General features: G+C 62.7%; 15 protein-coding genes and 1 pseudogene. 11 read left to right on the top strand and 5 right to left on the bottom strand.

Features of this window, described 5'->3' with window-relative positions:
• Positions 1-54: 54 nt before the first annotated feature.
• Positions 55-267: a hypothetical protein gene (locus AC57B1_RS03320; protein ID WP_007179664.1), complete on the bottom strand. Its 213-nt coding sequence runs from the start codon at positions 265-267 to the stop codon at positions 55-57.
• 434 nt (positions 268-701) lie between these two features.
• On the opposite strand from AC57B1_RS03320, the pseudogene AC57B1_RS03325 reads away from it, so the two are divergent.
• Positions 702-899, top strand: a pseudogene (locus AC57B1_RS03325) (efflux RND transporter permease subunit); the annotation flags it as partial.
• Positions 900-1,176: 277 nt separating this feature from the next.
• On the opposite strand, the gene AC57B1_RS03330 reads toward AC57B1_RS03325, so the two are convergent.
• Positions 1,177-1,413, bottom strand: coding sequence for a hypothetical protein (locus AC57B1_RS03330; protein WP_496416560.1), 237 nt, complete (start codon positions 1,411-1,413; stop codon positions 1,177-1,179).
• 265 nt (positions 1,414-1,678) lie between these two features.
• On the opposite strand from AC57B1_RS03330, the gene AC57B1_RS03335 reads away from it, so the two are divergent.
• Both AC57B1_RS03335 and AC57B1_RS03340 read left to right on the top strand, forming a co-directional pair.
• Entirely contained in the window at positions 1,679-2,881 is a 1,203-nt protein-coding gene (locus AC57B1_RS03335; RefSeq protein ID WP_496416777.1) for an MFS transporter, read from the top strand.
• 268 nt (positions 2,882-3,149) lie between these two features.
• Complete coding sequence (locus AC57B1_RS03340; RefSeq protein ID WP_091797197.1) at positions 3,150-3,335, top strand: hypothetical protein; 186 nt, start codon at positions 3,150-3,152, stop codon at positions 3,333-3,335.
• 64 nt (positions 3,336-3,399) lie between these two features.
• Here AC57B1_RS03340 and mgrA read toward each other — a convergent pair whose 3' ends face one another.
• A complete protein-coding gene (gene mgrA, locus AC57B1_RS03345) occupies positions 3,400-4,443 on the bottom strand; it encodes an L-glyceraldehyde 3-phosphate reductase (protein WP_496416561.1) in 1,044 nt (347 codons plus the stop codon).
• Positions 4,444-4,658: 215 nt separating this feature from the next.
• Here mgrA and AC57B1_RS03350 point away from each other — a divergent pair, with 215 nt between their 5' ends.
• Positions 4,659-4,865: a DUF3185 family protein gene (locus AC57B1_RS03350; RefSeq protein WP_091797202.1), complete on the top strand. Its 207-nt coding sequence runs from the start codon at positions 4,659-4,661 to the stop codon at positions 4,863-4,865.
• A 70-nt stretch (positions 4,866-4,935) separates the two neighbouring features.
• On the opposite strand, the gene AC57B1_RS03355 is transcribed toward AC57B1_RS03350, so the two are convergent.
• Entirely contained in the window at positions 4,936-5,697 is a 762-nt protein-coding gene (locus AC57B1_RS03355; RefSeq protein ID WP_496416562.1) for a phytanoyl-CoA dioxygenase family protein, read from the bottom strand.
• 461 nt (positions 5,698-6,158) lie between these two features.
• Between AC57B1_RS03355 and AC57B1_RS03360 the strand changes: the two genes are divergently transcribed.
• Entirely contained in the window at positions 6,159-6,524 is a 366-nt protein-coding gene (locus tag AC57B1_RS03360; protein WP_496416778.1) for a hypothetical protein, read from the top strand.
• A 184-nt stretch (positions 6,525-6,708) separates the two neighbouring features.
• Here AC57B1_RS03360 and metK read toward each other — a convergent pair whose 3' ends face one another.
• The gene (gene metK, locus AC57B1_RS03365) at positions 6,709-7,899 is read right to left on the bottom strand and encodes a methionine adenosyltransferase (protein ID WP_132376386.1); all 1,191 of its coding nucleotides are present in this window, start codon (positions 7,897-7,899) and stop codon (positions 6,709-6,711) included.
• A 277-nt stretch (positions 7,900-8,176) separates the two neighbouring features.
• Between metK and AC57B1_RS03370 the strand changes: the two genes are divergently transcribed.
• From AC57B1_RS03370 to AC57B1_RS03395, 6 genes are all read left to right on the top strand, one after another.
• On the top strand, positions 8,177-9,061 hold the full coding sequence (locus tag AC57B1_RS03370; RefSeq protein ID WP_091797208.1) for a lipid A biosynthesis lauroyl acyltransferase: 885 nt from the start codon (positions 8,177-8,179) through the stop codon (positions 9,059-9,061).
• 92 nt (positions 9,062-9,153) lie between these two features.
• Positions 9,154-10,041: a diaminopimelate epimerase gene (gene dapF / locus AC57B1_RS03375; RefSeq protein WP_496416563.1), complete on the top strand. Its 888-nt coding sequence runs from the start codon at positions 9,154-9,156 to the stop codon at positions 10,039-10,041.
• A gap of 57 nt (positions 10,042-10,098) precedes the next feature.
• Positions 10,099-10,818: a DUF484 family protein gene (locus tag AC57B1_RS03380; RefSeq protein ID WP_408183981.1), complete on the top strand. Its 720-nt coding sequence runs from the start codon at positions 10,099-10,101 to the stop codon at positions 10,816-10,818.
• Positions 10,819-10,847: 29 nt separating this feature from the next.
• A complete protein-coding gene (gene xerC / locus AC57B1_RS03385; RefSeq protein ID WP_091797214.1) occupies positions 10,848-11,771 on the top strand; it encodes a tyrosine recombinase XerC in 924 nt (307 codons plus the stop codon).
• 88 nt (positions 11,772-11,859) lie between these two features.
• The gene (locus AC57B1_RS03390) at positions 11,860-13,062 is read left to right on the top strand and encodes a class I SAM-dependent rRNA methyltransferase (protein ID WP_496416564.1); all 1,203 of its coding nucleotides are present in this window, start codon (positions 11,860-11,862) and stop codon (positions 13,060-13,062) included.
• A 189-nt stretch (positions 13,063-13,251) separates the two neighbouring features.
• Positions 13,252-14,340, top strand: a complete 1,089-nt coding sequence (locus AC57B1_RS03395; protein ID WP_091797218.1) for a CobW family GTP-binding protein — start codon at positions 13,252-13,254, stop codon at positions 14,338-14,340.
• Positions 14,341-14,946: the final 606 nt, after the last annotated feature.

Consider the following 14,946-nt stretch of genomic DNA (forward strand, 5'->3'; position numbering starts at 1 on the left):
ACGCGGAACCACTCGCGGCTTACAACTTGCACACGGCGTGCACTCAAACTGCCTTCAATGCATCTGCGCGCTCGACGGTCGCACCAACTCGCCCGTATCGATCAGGTCTTCAAGGAAAAAGGGTTCAGTGTTCAGTTGCAGCGAAGCGCCGGGCTCGCCGGCGTACCACGCCACCATGGCCATGTCGCCGAGAATGCGCATGACGATCCCGCGCGCGCCTTGCGGCACGGCGATATGCACCGATCGGACAATGGAACCGATTTGCATGATGTTTCCCCGTTTCTCCCATAGCCGGCTTTATGGTTTCCATGCCGGTCAAGGTGATGATAAAAGCGTCGCTCCGCCGATAACGTTGCGTACGCACCCAATCTGCTGCGCGAGATACGCGTGAGAGGTTCGAGTCATTGTTCCCGTTTTGCGGGGCCGGGGAGAGCGCGAACTTGAAGGTCTTTACCCGTCGTTTCGCCCTATTCCCATTACGGCGCGACCGACCGAAGATTCCGAGCGTAACGCGTCGCAACGAGACCATCATAAACCCTGCTGGGGTGAGATATCAAAATCGTGCACCAACTGGACCATTTGTTCGATCGGCCCGCCGAGCCAGCCGGCTCGGGTCATTGCGGCACACGTCACGGCCGCCACGCGCCGCTGCCATACGGCGGCAAGTAGCGGCCGATCATGGTCGATAGCTATGCGTGCGCGCTTCGGTGCAAGGCGTGCTGCGCGAGGCGCTAATTGCGGCATGCCTGACAGGTCTGATGATTCTGCTGCTTCTCGGCAATTGGCGCGCCACGCCGATCATCACCGTGTCGATACCGCTGTCGATAATCACGTCGATCATCGCGCTCTCCATGCTTTGCGAAACCATCAACATCATGACGCTCGGCGGCCTTGCGCTCGGTGCGCATTCTGGTGTTTCTCGCGTGTCGATACGCGCATCCGTCAGTTGATAGCGGCCGGCGAGTTGCATTCGATCATCGACAACATCGGCTTGCCGGTTTCAGGCATCAAGACCGCACGCGTGCACAGCAAGCCGGCTTCTCGCAACGCGACGTCGCGAGCAATCTGCTGATCACGTTGTCCGCCAGCCAGCAAAGCACGCCGACGTTCTGGCTCAATCCGCGCAACGGCGGGAGCGATAACGTGATCATCGAAGCGCCGCAATACACGATCGATTCACTGCAATCGCTCGCGAACATTCCACTGACCGCGAACGGACGCAGCAATGGTCTCGGTTCGCTTGCCACCATGATGCGCGAAGCGGGCAACGCGACGCTCACGCGCTACAACGCGCAGACCACCATCGATATTTTCGGCACCGGCACCGCCACGGCCGCGATCTCGGCCGGTGTCCAACGACATCCGCAAGATCATCGACGACGTCAAGGCCAATCTGCCGAAGAACTCGACCATCGAAGTGTGCGGTCAGGTGCAGACCGTGTATCGGCATCACGACCGCCAACTCGATTCTCGTCATCAGCTTCGCGCGCGAGCAGTTGCTCGAACACGGCGACGCGACGCGCGCGGCTTTTTCAGCGTATCCTTAACTCTTTTGTGTCAGCTGCATGCCCGAGGAGATTGTTTCGTGACTCCGCTTCCGGACTCTCCCCAAACGGACTCTCCCCAAACCTCTGCTTCGGCGGCTTCCGCTTCGTCCATTTCCTCAACCGCTTCCGCTTTGTCCGACATCCCCTACCTCGAACGCGGCACGCGCGCGTACTGGCGCGCCAGCATCGCGCTGCTGTTCGCCGGCTACGCGACCTTCTCGCTCCTTTACTGCGTGCAGCCCCTGCTGCCCTCGTTTTCGACGGCGTTCAACGTGACGCCGGCACAGAGCAGCCTGTCGCTTTCGCTAACCACTGCAGCGCTGGCGGTTGCCGTGTTCGCGGCCGGCTTCATTTCGGAAGGCTGGAGTCGTCACAAGCTGATGACGCTGTCGCTCACCCTCTCCGCGCTCGCGACTATCGGCGTGTCGATCGCGCCGCATTGGCATCAATTGCTCGTGCTGCGCACGCTCGAAGGTCTCGCGCTCGGCGGCGTGCCCGCCGTCGCGATGGCCTATCTCGCGGAAGAAGTGCACCCCGACGGTCTCGGCCTCGCGATGGGGCTCTACGTCGGCGGCACGGCGATCGGCGGGATGGCCGGGCGTGTGATTACCGGCGTCGTCGCGGATCTGTTTTCGTGGCGCGTCGCGATCGGCACGATCGGCGTACTCGGCCTTCTGTCGATGCTCGCGTTTCGCACGCTGTTGCCGCCGTCGCGTCATTTCGTGCCGCGGCGCGGACTCGGTTTCACGCACCACCGAACCGCCCTCTTCAAGCAATTCAGGCGACCCGGCTTGCCTTTGCTGTTCCTGCTCGGCTTCGTGCTGATGGGCAGCTTCGTCACGCTCTACAACTACCTTGGTTACCGCTTGCTGGCGCCGCCCTACCGGCTGGATCAGACGGAGATTGGCGCGATCTTCATCGTGTATCTGACCGGCGTGGTCGCCTCGCCGTGGTCGGGACGCATGGCCGACGCGTTCGGCCGCGCGCGCGTGCTCACCGGCAGCTTGCTAGTGATGGCGCTCGGTGTCGCGCTCACCATGCTGCATCCGCTGACGGCGATTGCGGCCGGCATCGCGTGTGTGACGTTCGGCTTTTTCGCCGGACACTCAGTGGCGAGCGGGTGGGTCGGACGTCTTGCCAAAGAGGCCAAAGGCCAGGCCGCCGCGCTGTATCTGCTCGCGTATTACATCGGTTCGAGCGTGGTCGGCTCGTATGGCGGCCACGTGTGGGCAAATTACGGATGGAACGGCGTCGTCGGATTGGTCGGCGCTTTGCTCGTCGTCGGCCTCATTGCAGCCGCACGTTTGCGCGGACACGAACAAGCTCGCACATGATGGCTTGATGACCCAACTCGCATTGAAAGACGCCGAAAAGTAAGGCCGTCGTAAGCAAACACTTCAATTTTTTGAGCGTATTTGCTGCGACGCGGCAATCGTCGCGGCCTAAGCGGCACAGGGTTCAGCGGCTTGCGAATAGCCGCCGTAGCGCCGCAAAGCGTCGCTACGGCGACCTAACTGTCTCCTATACTCAAATCGAGCGTGGGCGGTGCATGACTCCATAAATCGAGCCGCCGTCTTCGCCGGTAATTATAAGGAGACGAGAATGACGACCTACTTCACGATCGGCGATTTCATCCTGGTCATTCCGATGGCGTTGGCCGGGGCTCTGTTTGTCGGTGCGCTTCCCTGCAAGACGGAATTCCGGCACAACGCGCTGCGCGTGCTTGGCGCGCTGCTCGGCGTGGTGTTCGCGGTCGTGCTGGTCGAAGGTTTGCCGGCGCTCGTCTAGATGAAGAAAGCCGCCCGTGGGCGGCTTGACTGTTTCTATGGCGTGAACGACAAAGGCGCGGGGATCAGATCGCCTGATCCGTGGAGGGCTTTTCCCACAAGTTGATGCCACCTTCGGTCGCGTAGCGGTCGATCTCAGCGAGCTCGTCCTTCGAGAACGCGAGGTTCTTCAATGCGCCCACGTTCTCACGCACCTGCTCCGCACGACTCGCGCCGATCAGCACGGAAGTCACGCGCGGATCGCGCAATGCCCACGCGAGCGCCGTCTGAGCGAGGCTCTGACCGCGACGTTGCGCGATGTCATTGAGCTTGCGCACGTGCTCGATGTTCTGCGCGCTCAAATGCTCCTGCTTCAACGAACCGCCGCCCGGCTTGTTGACGCGCGCGTCTTCCGGCACGCCGTTCAGGTATTTACCGGTGAGCAAACCCTGAGCCAACGGCGTGAACGCGATCGAGCCCGCGCCGACCTTCTCCAGCGTATCCAGCAGCTCGTGTTCGATCCAGCGGTTGAGCATGTTGTACGCGGGCTGATGAATCAGCAGCGGCACCTTGTATTCGGCGAGCAGCTTCGTCATTTCAAGCGTCTTGCTGGCCGAGTACGACGAGATACCGATGTACAGCGCCTTGCCCTGCTGCACGGCGCTCGCCAACGCACCCGCGGTTTCTTCGAGCGGCGTATCGGCATCGAAACGATGCGAGTAGAAAATATCGACGTAATCGAGGCCCATGCGTTGCAGGCTCTGATCGAGACTCGCGAGCACGTACTTGCGCGAACCGCCGCCTTGCCCATACGGACCCGGCCACATGTCCCAACCAGCCTTCGACGAAATCAGCAGTTCATCGCGATACGGCTTGAAGTCGTCCTTGAAGAGGCGGCCGAAATTGGTTTCGGCGCTACCGTACGGCGGCCCGTAGTTGTTGGCGAGGTCGAAGTGTGTGATGCCCAGGTCGAAAGCCGTGCGCAGGATGTCGCGCTGCGTGGAGATCGGCGTGGTGTCGCCGAAGTTGTGCCACAGACCGAGCGACAGCGCCGGCAGTTTGAGACCCGACTTGCCGCAGACGCGGTACTGCATGTCCGAATAGCGTTCTGAAGCTGCTTCGTAAGCCATTGCTAGTGTCCTTGATGTTGAAGGCGCCCGACCGGTGCGGGCATGGGCAATTGCATGCTGCGGGAGGCGTGCCGCTCTGTTTTTGTAAGTGGGGATGCGGCCAGACCGCTATGTTAGCGAATCAATGTGAAGCATGCAGACGCCCAGTATGCGGGATGGACGATTGCTTGCGGCTCCCCTACACTTTGCCCGATTCAGGCCCATGGGAGAGGTAGATGACAAAGGCGATTTCCATCGCGTTGATTGTCGGCGGTATCGTGCTGCTGTATTTCGGCGGGCAGGCGTTCAATTCGGTGAGCAGCGACGTCTCGCGCGTCTTTACCGGTTCGCCGAGCAACAAGGCGATCATGCTGATCGTGGGCGGCGTTATCGCCACGATCGCCGGATTGACCGGCATGGCTTTGTCGGGCCGCAAGCGATAACGGCCGGCGCGGCCACGCGGCGCTTCAGGCTTCGCGAACGAAAACCCAAGGCGCCGTCAGGACCCAACAACTAGAACGCCACCTCGGGCTTCGCGGCCGAACGGGTCCCCGGCAACGGTACATTGCTCGCACCGTGATAGGTGTACACCAGCGAGAACTTCACCTGATCGGTGATGTTCTTGCCGGCCGAATGAAGCGTATTGCAGTGGAAGAACACCACGTCGCCGGCTTTGAGTTCAGGTGAGACCGCAGTGCGAATCCATTGCTGATTCTCTTCCAGATCGGAGCGGAAGAATTTGGCCTGATCGAACCTGTCGGATGTGAATGCGGCGCTGTGCGACTTCGGCACCATCCACAGCGCGCCGTTATCCACCGTCTCCGAACCGACCGCGAGCCACACCGAAACCAGATCGTCGCGCTCGAACGACCAATACCGCACGTCGCGATGCCAGCCGGTCAAACTGCCGTACGCAGGATGCTTGGTCATCATGCAGTTATGGTGCGCGCGCGACAGGCGCGGCTCCTCGCCGAAATACAATTCCATCCAGCCGCGAATTTCCGGCGCGGTCGCCCACTGCGCAAAGGTAGGATGGCGTCCGTACGCATCCAGCAGCCGCCGCACCGTATGGCCGCCAGGTGCCTGCTTGGACGTGGGCGCGCCGGGATACTGCAGATCCGCTTCGAACTCGATCGGTGCAGCCGCTTCCTCCAACTGGCGCTGCGCGATCTGTTTCAGTTCTTCGCAGCGCTCGGGCGACACCAATCCGGGCACCACGACAAAACCCTGCTCCCGCAACGTTTGAATCTGCTCTTTCTTGGAATGGAATGACATGGTGTTCCGTTACTGTCGACTAGCTGATGCTCGATTGTAAAACGGGCGCGATCGCGCAGTGTGCTGTTTCACTATCCGGAAGCGGCAGTCTTACGCACTACTTTCATGCGGGTGCGCAACGGCGCGGCACATTGAATGGGCAAGCACGCACGATAATCGCCCTCAAAGGGCGCGACCGGTGCCGCGGCAAATCGGGATTTGCTCCGTAAAAACCCCTATTCGCAGGGTAAAAACCGACTTTCTGACGTCATGAATCGCGTGTAACCTGCGCTGCATGTTGATCGTCATTCCCGCACTATTGCGCCGCGTCGAGGCCGCCAAGGCCGACTCCGCTGTATTCCGTGCACTTTTCCGTCGAATTTTAGGCTTTCGCGCCGTTCATTGCGACGCCGCCATTGGCACATTTGGTGCTCCTCATGGCGCACATCCCGTCGCGCGACACGTTGCCTACCAGTGAAGCCATGCATACTCTCCTGAGCACCCGTCTTACCCGCGCCGCACTCACAGCGGCACGTCCGGCGCGTCGCCATGTCGTGCGCGCGCTGCGTCACCATGCCACGCGCACTCGCGCGCTAGGCGAACAATGGCGCGATGCCAAAGCCGTCGACGGCATTCGCACCTGGTTCAATACGTTCTTCTCCGCGCTGCGCCTGCAAGGCAGCTCGCGCCGCTTCTCGCTGCGTACGCTGCTGCGCAAACCGACGCCGCTGCGCCTCGCCGCGCCGCGCGCAGCGGTCGCCGTGCCGCACAACACGAGCCGCCGTCCGCGTCGCATGTCGACGAACGGCAGCACCGGCTGGTTCGCGTTCGCGTTTGCGAGCCGTTGAGGCGATTCAGAACGCCTTGCTGAGCCGGCGCGACTCATGCGCCGCATTCACGACACGAAGGCTTCGCCGCTGGTGAAGCCTTCGGATGATCGCGTGGCAACGCGGTTTATCGATTGGCAAAGGCAATAAAAAACCCCGCAGGCTCGCGCCGGCGGGGTTTTTTGCTGATACGGACGGCGCGCGCTTACTCGGCGAGCGCGGCAACCGGCTCCGTGCCGGCGGCTTCGGCAAGCGCCAGAGCCTTGTCCGTGGATTCCCACGTGAATTCCGGCTCTTCGCGGCCGAAGTGACCGTAGGCCGCGCTCTTCTCGTAGATCGGGCGCAGCAGGTCGAGCATCTGGATGATGCCCTTCGGACGCAGGTCGAAATGCTCCTGCACGAGACGCGTGATGGTCGCATCCGACACGCGGCCCGTGCCGAACGTGTTGACCATCACCGAAGTCGGCTGGGCAACGCCAATCGCGTACGACACCTGAATCAGGCAGCGCGAAGCGAGGCCCGCGGCCACGATATTCTTCGCGACGTAACGGCCGGCGTAAGCCGCCGAACGGTCGACCTTCGACGGGTCCTTGCCCGAGAACGCGCCACCGCCGTGCGGTGCGGCACCGCCGTACGTATCGACGATGATCTTGCGGCCGGTCAAACCGCAGTCGCCTTGCGGACCACCGATCACGAAACGGCCGGTCGGGTTCACGAGGAACTTGATGTCGCCCTTGATCAGCTCGGCCGGCAGCGTCGGCTTGATGACTTCTTCGATCACCGCTTCGCGCAGCGTGCCCAGATCGATGTCCGGCGAATGCTGCGTGGACAGCACCACGGTGTCGATGGAATGCGGCTTGCCGTCGACATAACGCACGGTGACTTGCGACTTCGCGTCCGGACGCAGCCACGGCAGACGGCCGTCACGGCGCAGATTTGCCTGACGCTCCACCAGACGGTGCGACAGGTGAATCGGCAGCGGCATCAGTTCCGGCGTTTCTTCGCACGCGTAACCGAACATCAGGCCCTGGTCGCCGGCGCCTTGATCGAGGTTATTGTCGTGCGCGCGGTCCACACCTTGCGCGATGTCCGGCGATTGCTTGTCGTAAGCGACGAGCACCGCGCAGCCGCGATAGTCGATACCGTAGTCGGTATTGTCGTAGCCGATACGCTTGATCGTGTTGCGCGCAACCTGAATGTAATCGACGTTCGCGGTGGTGGTGATTTCACCGGCCAGCACGACGAGACCCGTGTTGCACAGCGTTTCCGCGGCGACACGCGAGTATTTGTCCTGAGCCAGAATGGCGTCGAGAATGGCGTCCGAGATCTGATCCGCGACCTTGTCGGGATGGCCTTCGGAGACGGATTCGGAAGTGAAGAGATAGTCGTTTGCCACGTTGCAGACTCCTGTTTTGTGGTTACGGTTGAGTTTCACGTAGCCAGCTTCGGGAGCCTTGAAGCGGCGACGCTTTAGCGGATTACCTTACCGACAGGCGCAAATCACATGGTTTGCAGCCACCGGCTTCGCCCCGCAAGTTGTCTATTAACTCGGCGAAGCCCTTATTATAGCGACTTCCTTTGATTGTCACAGAGTGTCTACGAGTGCGGTATTACGTCAATTCTTCCGCTTTCCTGAAGCCCGTCACGTGCTGCGCCTCTTTTCAGGAGGCGGCATGCTGAGCCGCTATGGCGCCAAACTCGCGATCGGGCTGCTGAAACTGTTTGCACTGTTGCCGTATGGCCTGATCGCCCGTCTCGGCGACGGGCTGGGCTGGTTGCTGTATCAGATCCCGAGCCGTCGCAAGCGCATCGTCCATATCAATCTGAAGCTGTGCTTCCCCGAATGGAGCGACGAGCGCCGCGAAGACGTCGCGCAGAAGCATTTCCGCCACGCGATCCGCAGCTACCTGGAGCGCAGCGTGCAATGGTTCGGCTCGGCGAAGAAACTCGAGAAATTGATCCAGCTCGACAGCGCGATCGATCTGACGGACCCGAACCTCCCGCCCACGCTGTTTCTCGGCTTTCACTTCGTCGGCATCGAGGCGGGCTCGATCTTCCTGAACTATTCGCTCAAGCGCCGCTGCGGCTCGCTCTATCAGCCAATGTCGAACCCGGAGCTGGAAGAAGTCGCCAAAGCGGCACGCGCGCGTTTCGGCGCGGACATGGCGAGCCGCGCCGACAGCGCGCGCATCGTGCTGCGCTGGCTGCGCGAGCGCAAACCGGTCATGCTCGGCGCCGACATGGACTACGGCGCGCGCAATTCGACCTTCGTACCGTTTTTCGGCGTGCCGACCTGTACGCTGACCGCGGTGGGGCGTCTTGCCAAGGTCGGCCACGCGCAAGTGGTGCCGTTCATCGGCGAGGTGCTGCCGAACTATAAGGGCTACCGGCTCAAGGTATTCAAGCCGTGGGAGAACTACCCGACCGGCGACGACGACGCCGACGCCCGCCGCATGAACGCCTTCCTCGAAGAGCAGATTCCGTTGATGCCGGAGCAGTACTACTGGGTGCACAAGCGTTTCAAGACCCGGCCGCCGGGCGATCCGAGCGTGTATTGAACCGCCGCCCACGCGGTCCGCAAAAAAGCGCCCGAATGTGGAAATGACGCGGGGTTCGGCTCACCTGCGGGCGCGTCACTTACAATAGCGTGATGAAACTGAAATTCACCAAAATGCACGGCGCGGGCAACGACTTCGTCGTGCTCGACGGCTACACCCAACCGGTCAACCTGACGCCGGCGCAGGTGCGCGCGCTCGCGGACCGGCATTTCGGCGTCGGCGCGGATCAGTTGCTGCTGGTCGAAAAGCCCACCGTCGACGGCGTCGATTTCAGATATCGCATCTTCAATTGCGACGGCGGCGAAGTCGAACATTGCGGCAACGGCGCGCGCTGCTTCGTCAAGTTCGTGCGCGATAGCGGCCTCACCGATCAACGCAGCGTGCGCGTGCAGGTGCAAAAGGGCACCATCACGCTAACCATGCAGGAAAACGGCGAAGTGCTGGTCGACATGGGCACGCCCGTGTTCGACCCGCAGCGCGTGCCGTTCGCCACCAAGGGCCTCGAAGGCCGCCGCGAAGGCACGGATACGCTTTGGCCGCTCGACGTGAACGGCACGACGCGCTGGATTTCCGTGGTGTCGATGGGTAATCCGCACGCCGTGCAGGTGGTCGACGACGTCGAAGCGTTCCCGGTGCTGGTCGAAGGCCCGGTGATCGAGCGCCATGCGCGTTTTCCGCAGCGGGTGAACGCAGGCTTCATGCAGATCGTCGGTCGCAGCGAGATCAAGCTGCGCGTGTACGAGCGCGGCGCGGGCGAAACGCTCGCGTGCGGCACGGGCGCATGCGCGGCGGTCGCGGCCGGGATCCGGCGCGGGTTGCTCGATGCGCCGGTGCTGGTGCACACGCATGGCGGCAAACTGACCATCACATGGAACAGCACGCAAGCCGACGAGCCGCTGCTGATGGCCGGACCTGCCGCGACCGTCTTCGAAGGCGAAATCGAACTGGCCGACGCCCTGGCGGATTCGCAGGCCGCATAACCTCATTGACCGATGCGCCGCCCCGAGGCGTCGCCCCGAAGTCCTTTAGCCGAAACCATGAACGATCGCGAAGTCGCCGAATACCTGCTCGCCAACCCTGAATTCTTCGCCGAACACGCGGAAATGCTCGCGACGATCCGGCTCGCGAATCCGCACGGCAAAGCCGCGGTGTCGCTGCAGGAACGGCAGATGGAAATGCTGCGCGACAAGAACAAACACCTCGAACGACGCCTCGCCGAACTCCTGCGCTACGGCCATGAGAACGACAGCATCGCGTCGAAATTCAACCGCTGGACCATCCGCGTGATGGCCGAACGCGATCCCTATGCGCTGCCGCGCACGATCGCCACCGGTCTGCGCGATATTTTCGACGTGCCGCAAGCGGCGCTGCGCGTGTGGGACATTGCCGAGCCTTATGCACAGGCCGACTTCGCGCGCCATGTCGGCGAGGAAGTGCGCATCTTCGCCAATAGCCTGACCACGCCGTATTGCGGCGCGAACACCGGCTTCGAAGCCGCGCAGTGGCTGGCGCCCTCCGTCGCGGCTGTCAGCGACGACAGCGCGGGCCACGCGGCGTCCGAGTCGGCGCACGCCACCGAATCGATCGCCTTGCTCGCGCTGCGCGACCCGGAAGGCAACGAAGAAGCGCCGACCTTCGGCCTCCTCGTGATGGGGTCGCCCGACGCGCGCCGCTTCCACGACGGCATGGCAACCGACTTCCTCACGCAGATCGGCGCGCTCGCAAGCGCCGCGCTGAGCCGTCTGCTGCCGCGCTGAGCGCTGCCAAAGCCGCCAGAAAATCCACCGTGACCGCCACCGACCCGATCGCCGCCTATCTGTCGAATCTCGAACACGAGCGGCGGCTGTCGGCACATACGCTGCGCGGCTACACCCACGAACTGGAGGAACTCAAGCAGCTGGCCAAAGGCCGGCCGCTCGAAAGCCTCACCGCCGTGGACATTCGCGGCGCCGTTTCGCGCGCGCACGCGGGTGGCCTGACGGCGCGCTCGATCAGCCACCGGCTCTCGGCATGGCGTGCGTTTTACCGCTGGCTCGCCGGCCGCGTCGATCTGCCGGCCAATCCGGTCGCGACCGTGCGCGCGCCGAAACAGGCCAAAACGCTGCCCAAAGCGCTTTCCGTCGACGACGCCACACGGCTGATGGAAAGTCCGCCCGCCGCATCGCCCGAAGGTTTGCGCGATCACGCCATGCTCGAACTCTTCTACTCGTCGGGGCTGCGCCTCGCGGAACTGGTCGGCCTCGACGCCCGTTTCGCCGATGCCGACGGCTACCGCTCGGCCGGCTGGCTCAAGCTCGACTCGGCCGAAGTCGAAGTGCTCGGCAAGGGCAACCGGCGCCGCGTCGTACCGGTCGGCAGCAAGGCGCTGGAGGCCTTGAACGCCTGGCTCGCCGTGCGCGACCAGATGGTGAAGCACGATCCGCATCCGCTCTTTCTGTCGGCGCGAGGCAATCGCCTGTCGCCGAACGTGGTGCGTGAGCGCGTGAAGCGCGCGGCGCTGGTCGCCGGCATTCCCGCCAACGTGCACCCGCACGTGCTGCGGCATTCGTTCGCCACGCACGTGCTGCAGTCGAGCGGCGATCTGCGCGCGGTGCAGGAACTGCTCGGCCACGCCAGCATCACCGCTACGCAGGTCTACACCGCGCTCGATTTCCAGCATCTCGCGCACGTCTACGATCAGGCGCATCCGCGCGCTAAAAAACGCGACTGACGCCGCGACCCGCGGCAGACAGTCTCCGCCTTCGCTTTACCCGCCGCGTGCGCTGTGCCGCGCGGCCCATTGCTCTCTCTGACATCTGATGAATACCGTTACGCTCAAACCGTCGAAAGAAAAATCGCTGCTGCGCCGCCATCCGTGGGTCTATGCCAACGCGATCGACCGGATCGACGGCAATCCCGCACCCGGCGCCACCGTGCTGGTGCGCGCGCACGACGGCCGTTTCCTCGCGCGTGCGGCGTACAGCCCGCATTCGCAGATCCGCGCCCGCGTGTGGAGCTTCGACGAAACCGAGCCGATCGATCACGCGTTCTTCAAGCGCCGCGTGCAGCGCGCGATCGCGCATCGTCAAACGATGGTTCACGACACCGGCGCAGTGCGGCTGATCTTCGGCGAGGCGGACGGCCTGCCGGGCTTGATCGTCGATCACTACGTCGCCGAGGACGAAGGCCAGCGCAGTCAGCTGGTTTGCCAGTTCATGGCGGCGGGCGTCGAGGCGTGGAAGGAAGCGATCGTCGCGGCGTTGACCGGCGCGATCGGCTGCCCGAATGTCTACGAACGCTCGGACGTGTCGATTCGTCAGAAGGAAGGACTCGAACAGATCACCGGCGTGCTGGCGGGCGAAGCGCCGTCAGAGGCACTGATTGCGAGCGAAAACGGCGTGCGCTATCACGTCGACGTGCGCAACGGTCACAAGACTGGTTTCTACGTCGACCAGCGCGACAACCGCCTGCTGGTGCAGCAACTCGCGCAGGATCGCGACGTGCTGAACTGCTTCTGCTACACCGGCGGTTTCTCGCTGGCAGCCTTGAAAGGCGGCGCCAAGCGTGTCGTGTCGATCGATTCGTCGGGCGACGCGCTCGCGATCGCCCAGCAGAACGTGGCGGCCAACGGGTTCGACGCCGAACGCGCGACCTGGCTCGACGCCGACGCCTTCAAAACGCTGCGCCGTCTCTACGACGAGGGCGAGCGCTTCGACCTGGTCGTGCTCGATCCGCCGAAATTCGCGCCGTCGCGTGAACATGTGGACCGCGCGTCGCGCGCCTACAAGGACATCAACCTGACCGGGCTGAAATTGCTGCGCCCAGGCGGCCTGCTCTTCACCTATTCGTGCTCCGGCGCGATCGACTCTGAACTGTTCCAGAAGATCGTCTCCGGCGCGGCCGCCGACGCGCGCGTGGACGCCCGGATTCTCAAGCGGCTTGGCGCCGGGGTGGATCATCCGCTGCTGACGGCGTTCCCGGAAGGCGAGTATCTGAAGGGCCTGCTGTTGCAAATCGCCTGATCGCCCATAATTTGGGGATTATTTCCCGGCGCCGCCGGCGCGGGCGAAAGCGGGATCGAACCCGTGCGCCAGCGCCGGCCTGGCGAATATGTTTCAATAACCGGCTGGACCGGGCAGCGCGCCAGGAGGCTGCCGCGCCCGTTTCAGGCTTCGAGTACGCACCGTTTCACGACAATACAGGCGACCCCTATGATTCCAGTCACCATCCTGACCGGCTTTCTCGGCAGCGGCAAAACCACCCTGCTCAAGCGCATCCTGAATGAAAAGCACGGCATGAAGATCGCCGTGATCGAGAACGAGTTCGGCGAAGAAAACATCGACAACGAAATTCTCGTGCAGGACACCGGCGAGCAGATCATCCAGATGAGCAACGGCTGCATCTGCTGCACGATCCGCGGCGACCTCTCGCGCGTGCTGGGCGATCTGGCGGCGCAGAAGCAGTCCGGCAAGCTGGACTTCGACCGCGTCGTGATCGAAACCACGGGCCTGGCCAATCCGGGCCCCGTCGCGCAGACGTTCTTCATGGACGACCAGATCGCCAGCGAATTCCTGCTGGACGCGATCATCACCCTGGTCGACGCGAAGCACGCGAACCATCAGCTGGACGAGCACGAAGTCGTGCAGCGCCAGGTCGGGTTCGCCGACCGCCTGTTCATCACCAAGTCCGACCTGGTCGATGAGAAGCACCTCGCCGATCTGCGCCACCGCCTGCTGCACATGAACCCGCGGGCGGCGATCAAGGTCGTCAATTTCGGCGAAGCGGACATCAAGGAAATCTTCGACCTGCGCGGCTTCAACCTGAATTCGAAGCTCGAAATCGATCCGGATTTTCTCGTGGAAGACGAGCATGCGCACAGCCACGCTCACGCGCATGACGAGCACGGCCATACGCATGACGATCACGCCAACTGCGATCACGACCACGGCCAGTGCGATCACGAAGGCCACGATCATGGTCATCACCACCACGCGCACCACGACGACAAGATCAAGTCGTTCGTCTACCGTAACGACCGTCCGTTCGATCCGAACAAGCTCGAAGACTTCCTCGGCGGCATTTTGCAGATTTACGGCGAACGCCTGCTGCGCTACAAGGGCGTGCTGTATATGAAGGGCGTCGACCGCAAAGTCGTGTTCCAGGGCGTGCATCAGATGATGGGCAGCGATCTGGCCGCGAAATGGCAGCCGATCGAGAAAAAGACCAACAAGATGGTGTTTATCGGCATCGAACTGCCGCAAGACCTGATCACCGACGGTCTGGACGCCTGCCTCGTCTAAGCGCGGCACGCCCCGGCCTCGCCGGGGCTGCCTGTCTTTCCGGCAGGCACCGGTTTTGCTGGAAGCGTCGTGCTGTTGCGCGTCAATGCGCGATTCGGCGACGTGCCCCGAGATAAACATCTGCTGAATATTACCGGCGGCCGCCGAAAGCGGGTTGAAAAGACACGCGTATGAAAAGCGCGTGAAAACCCTGCTGTATTAAAGCGTGCACGACCATCGCTTTTTAGCCGTGCGCGCGTTATATTTTCGGGATATCGGCGTACCGCAGGGGGATTTTCACCAGTTGCGGTGCTAGATTGTGATTCAGTTACAATACGTGCCCACTGGAGAATGAGAACGAATTGCCCGGTCAGCGCGTATCCGCGCCGGGCCTGAAACGGCGCCGGAAAATCTAATCCGGACAATACGCCGACAATGCCGGCCGGCACAGTCTGAAAAGACGCGCTGCCGGCAAGCAATGCCTCAGGAGCATTTGAGAATCGGTTTCCAGAGGAGTTCGGCCCCGCATTGGCGTTGCGACGCCCGGCGTGTGGGCGCCAGGCGCTTCGGCGTCACGACAGTCCACCGTCCGTGCCCGCCTTGGCGCTCCGCGTCCTCGAGGTGCCT

It is taken from the genome of Paraburkholderia sp. BGA-UO-ETr-F21 (genome assembly GCF_059567925.1).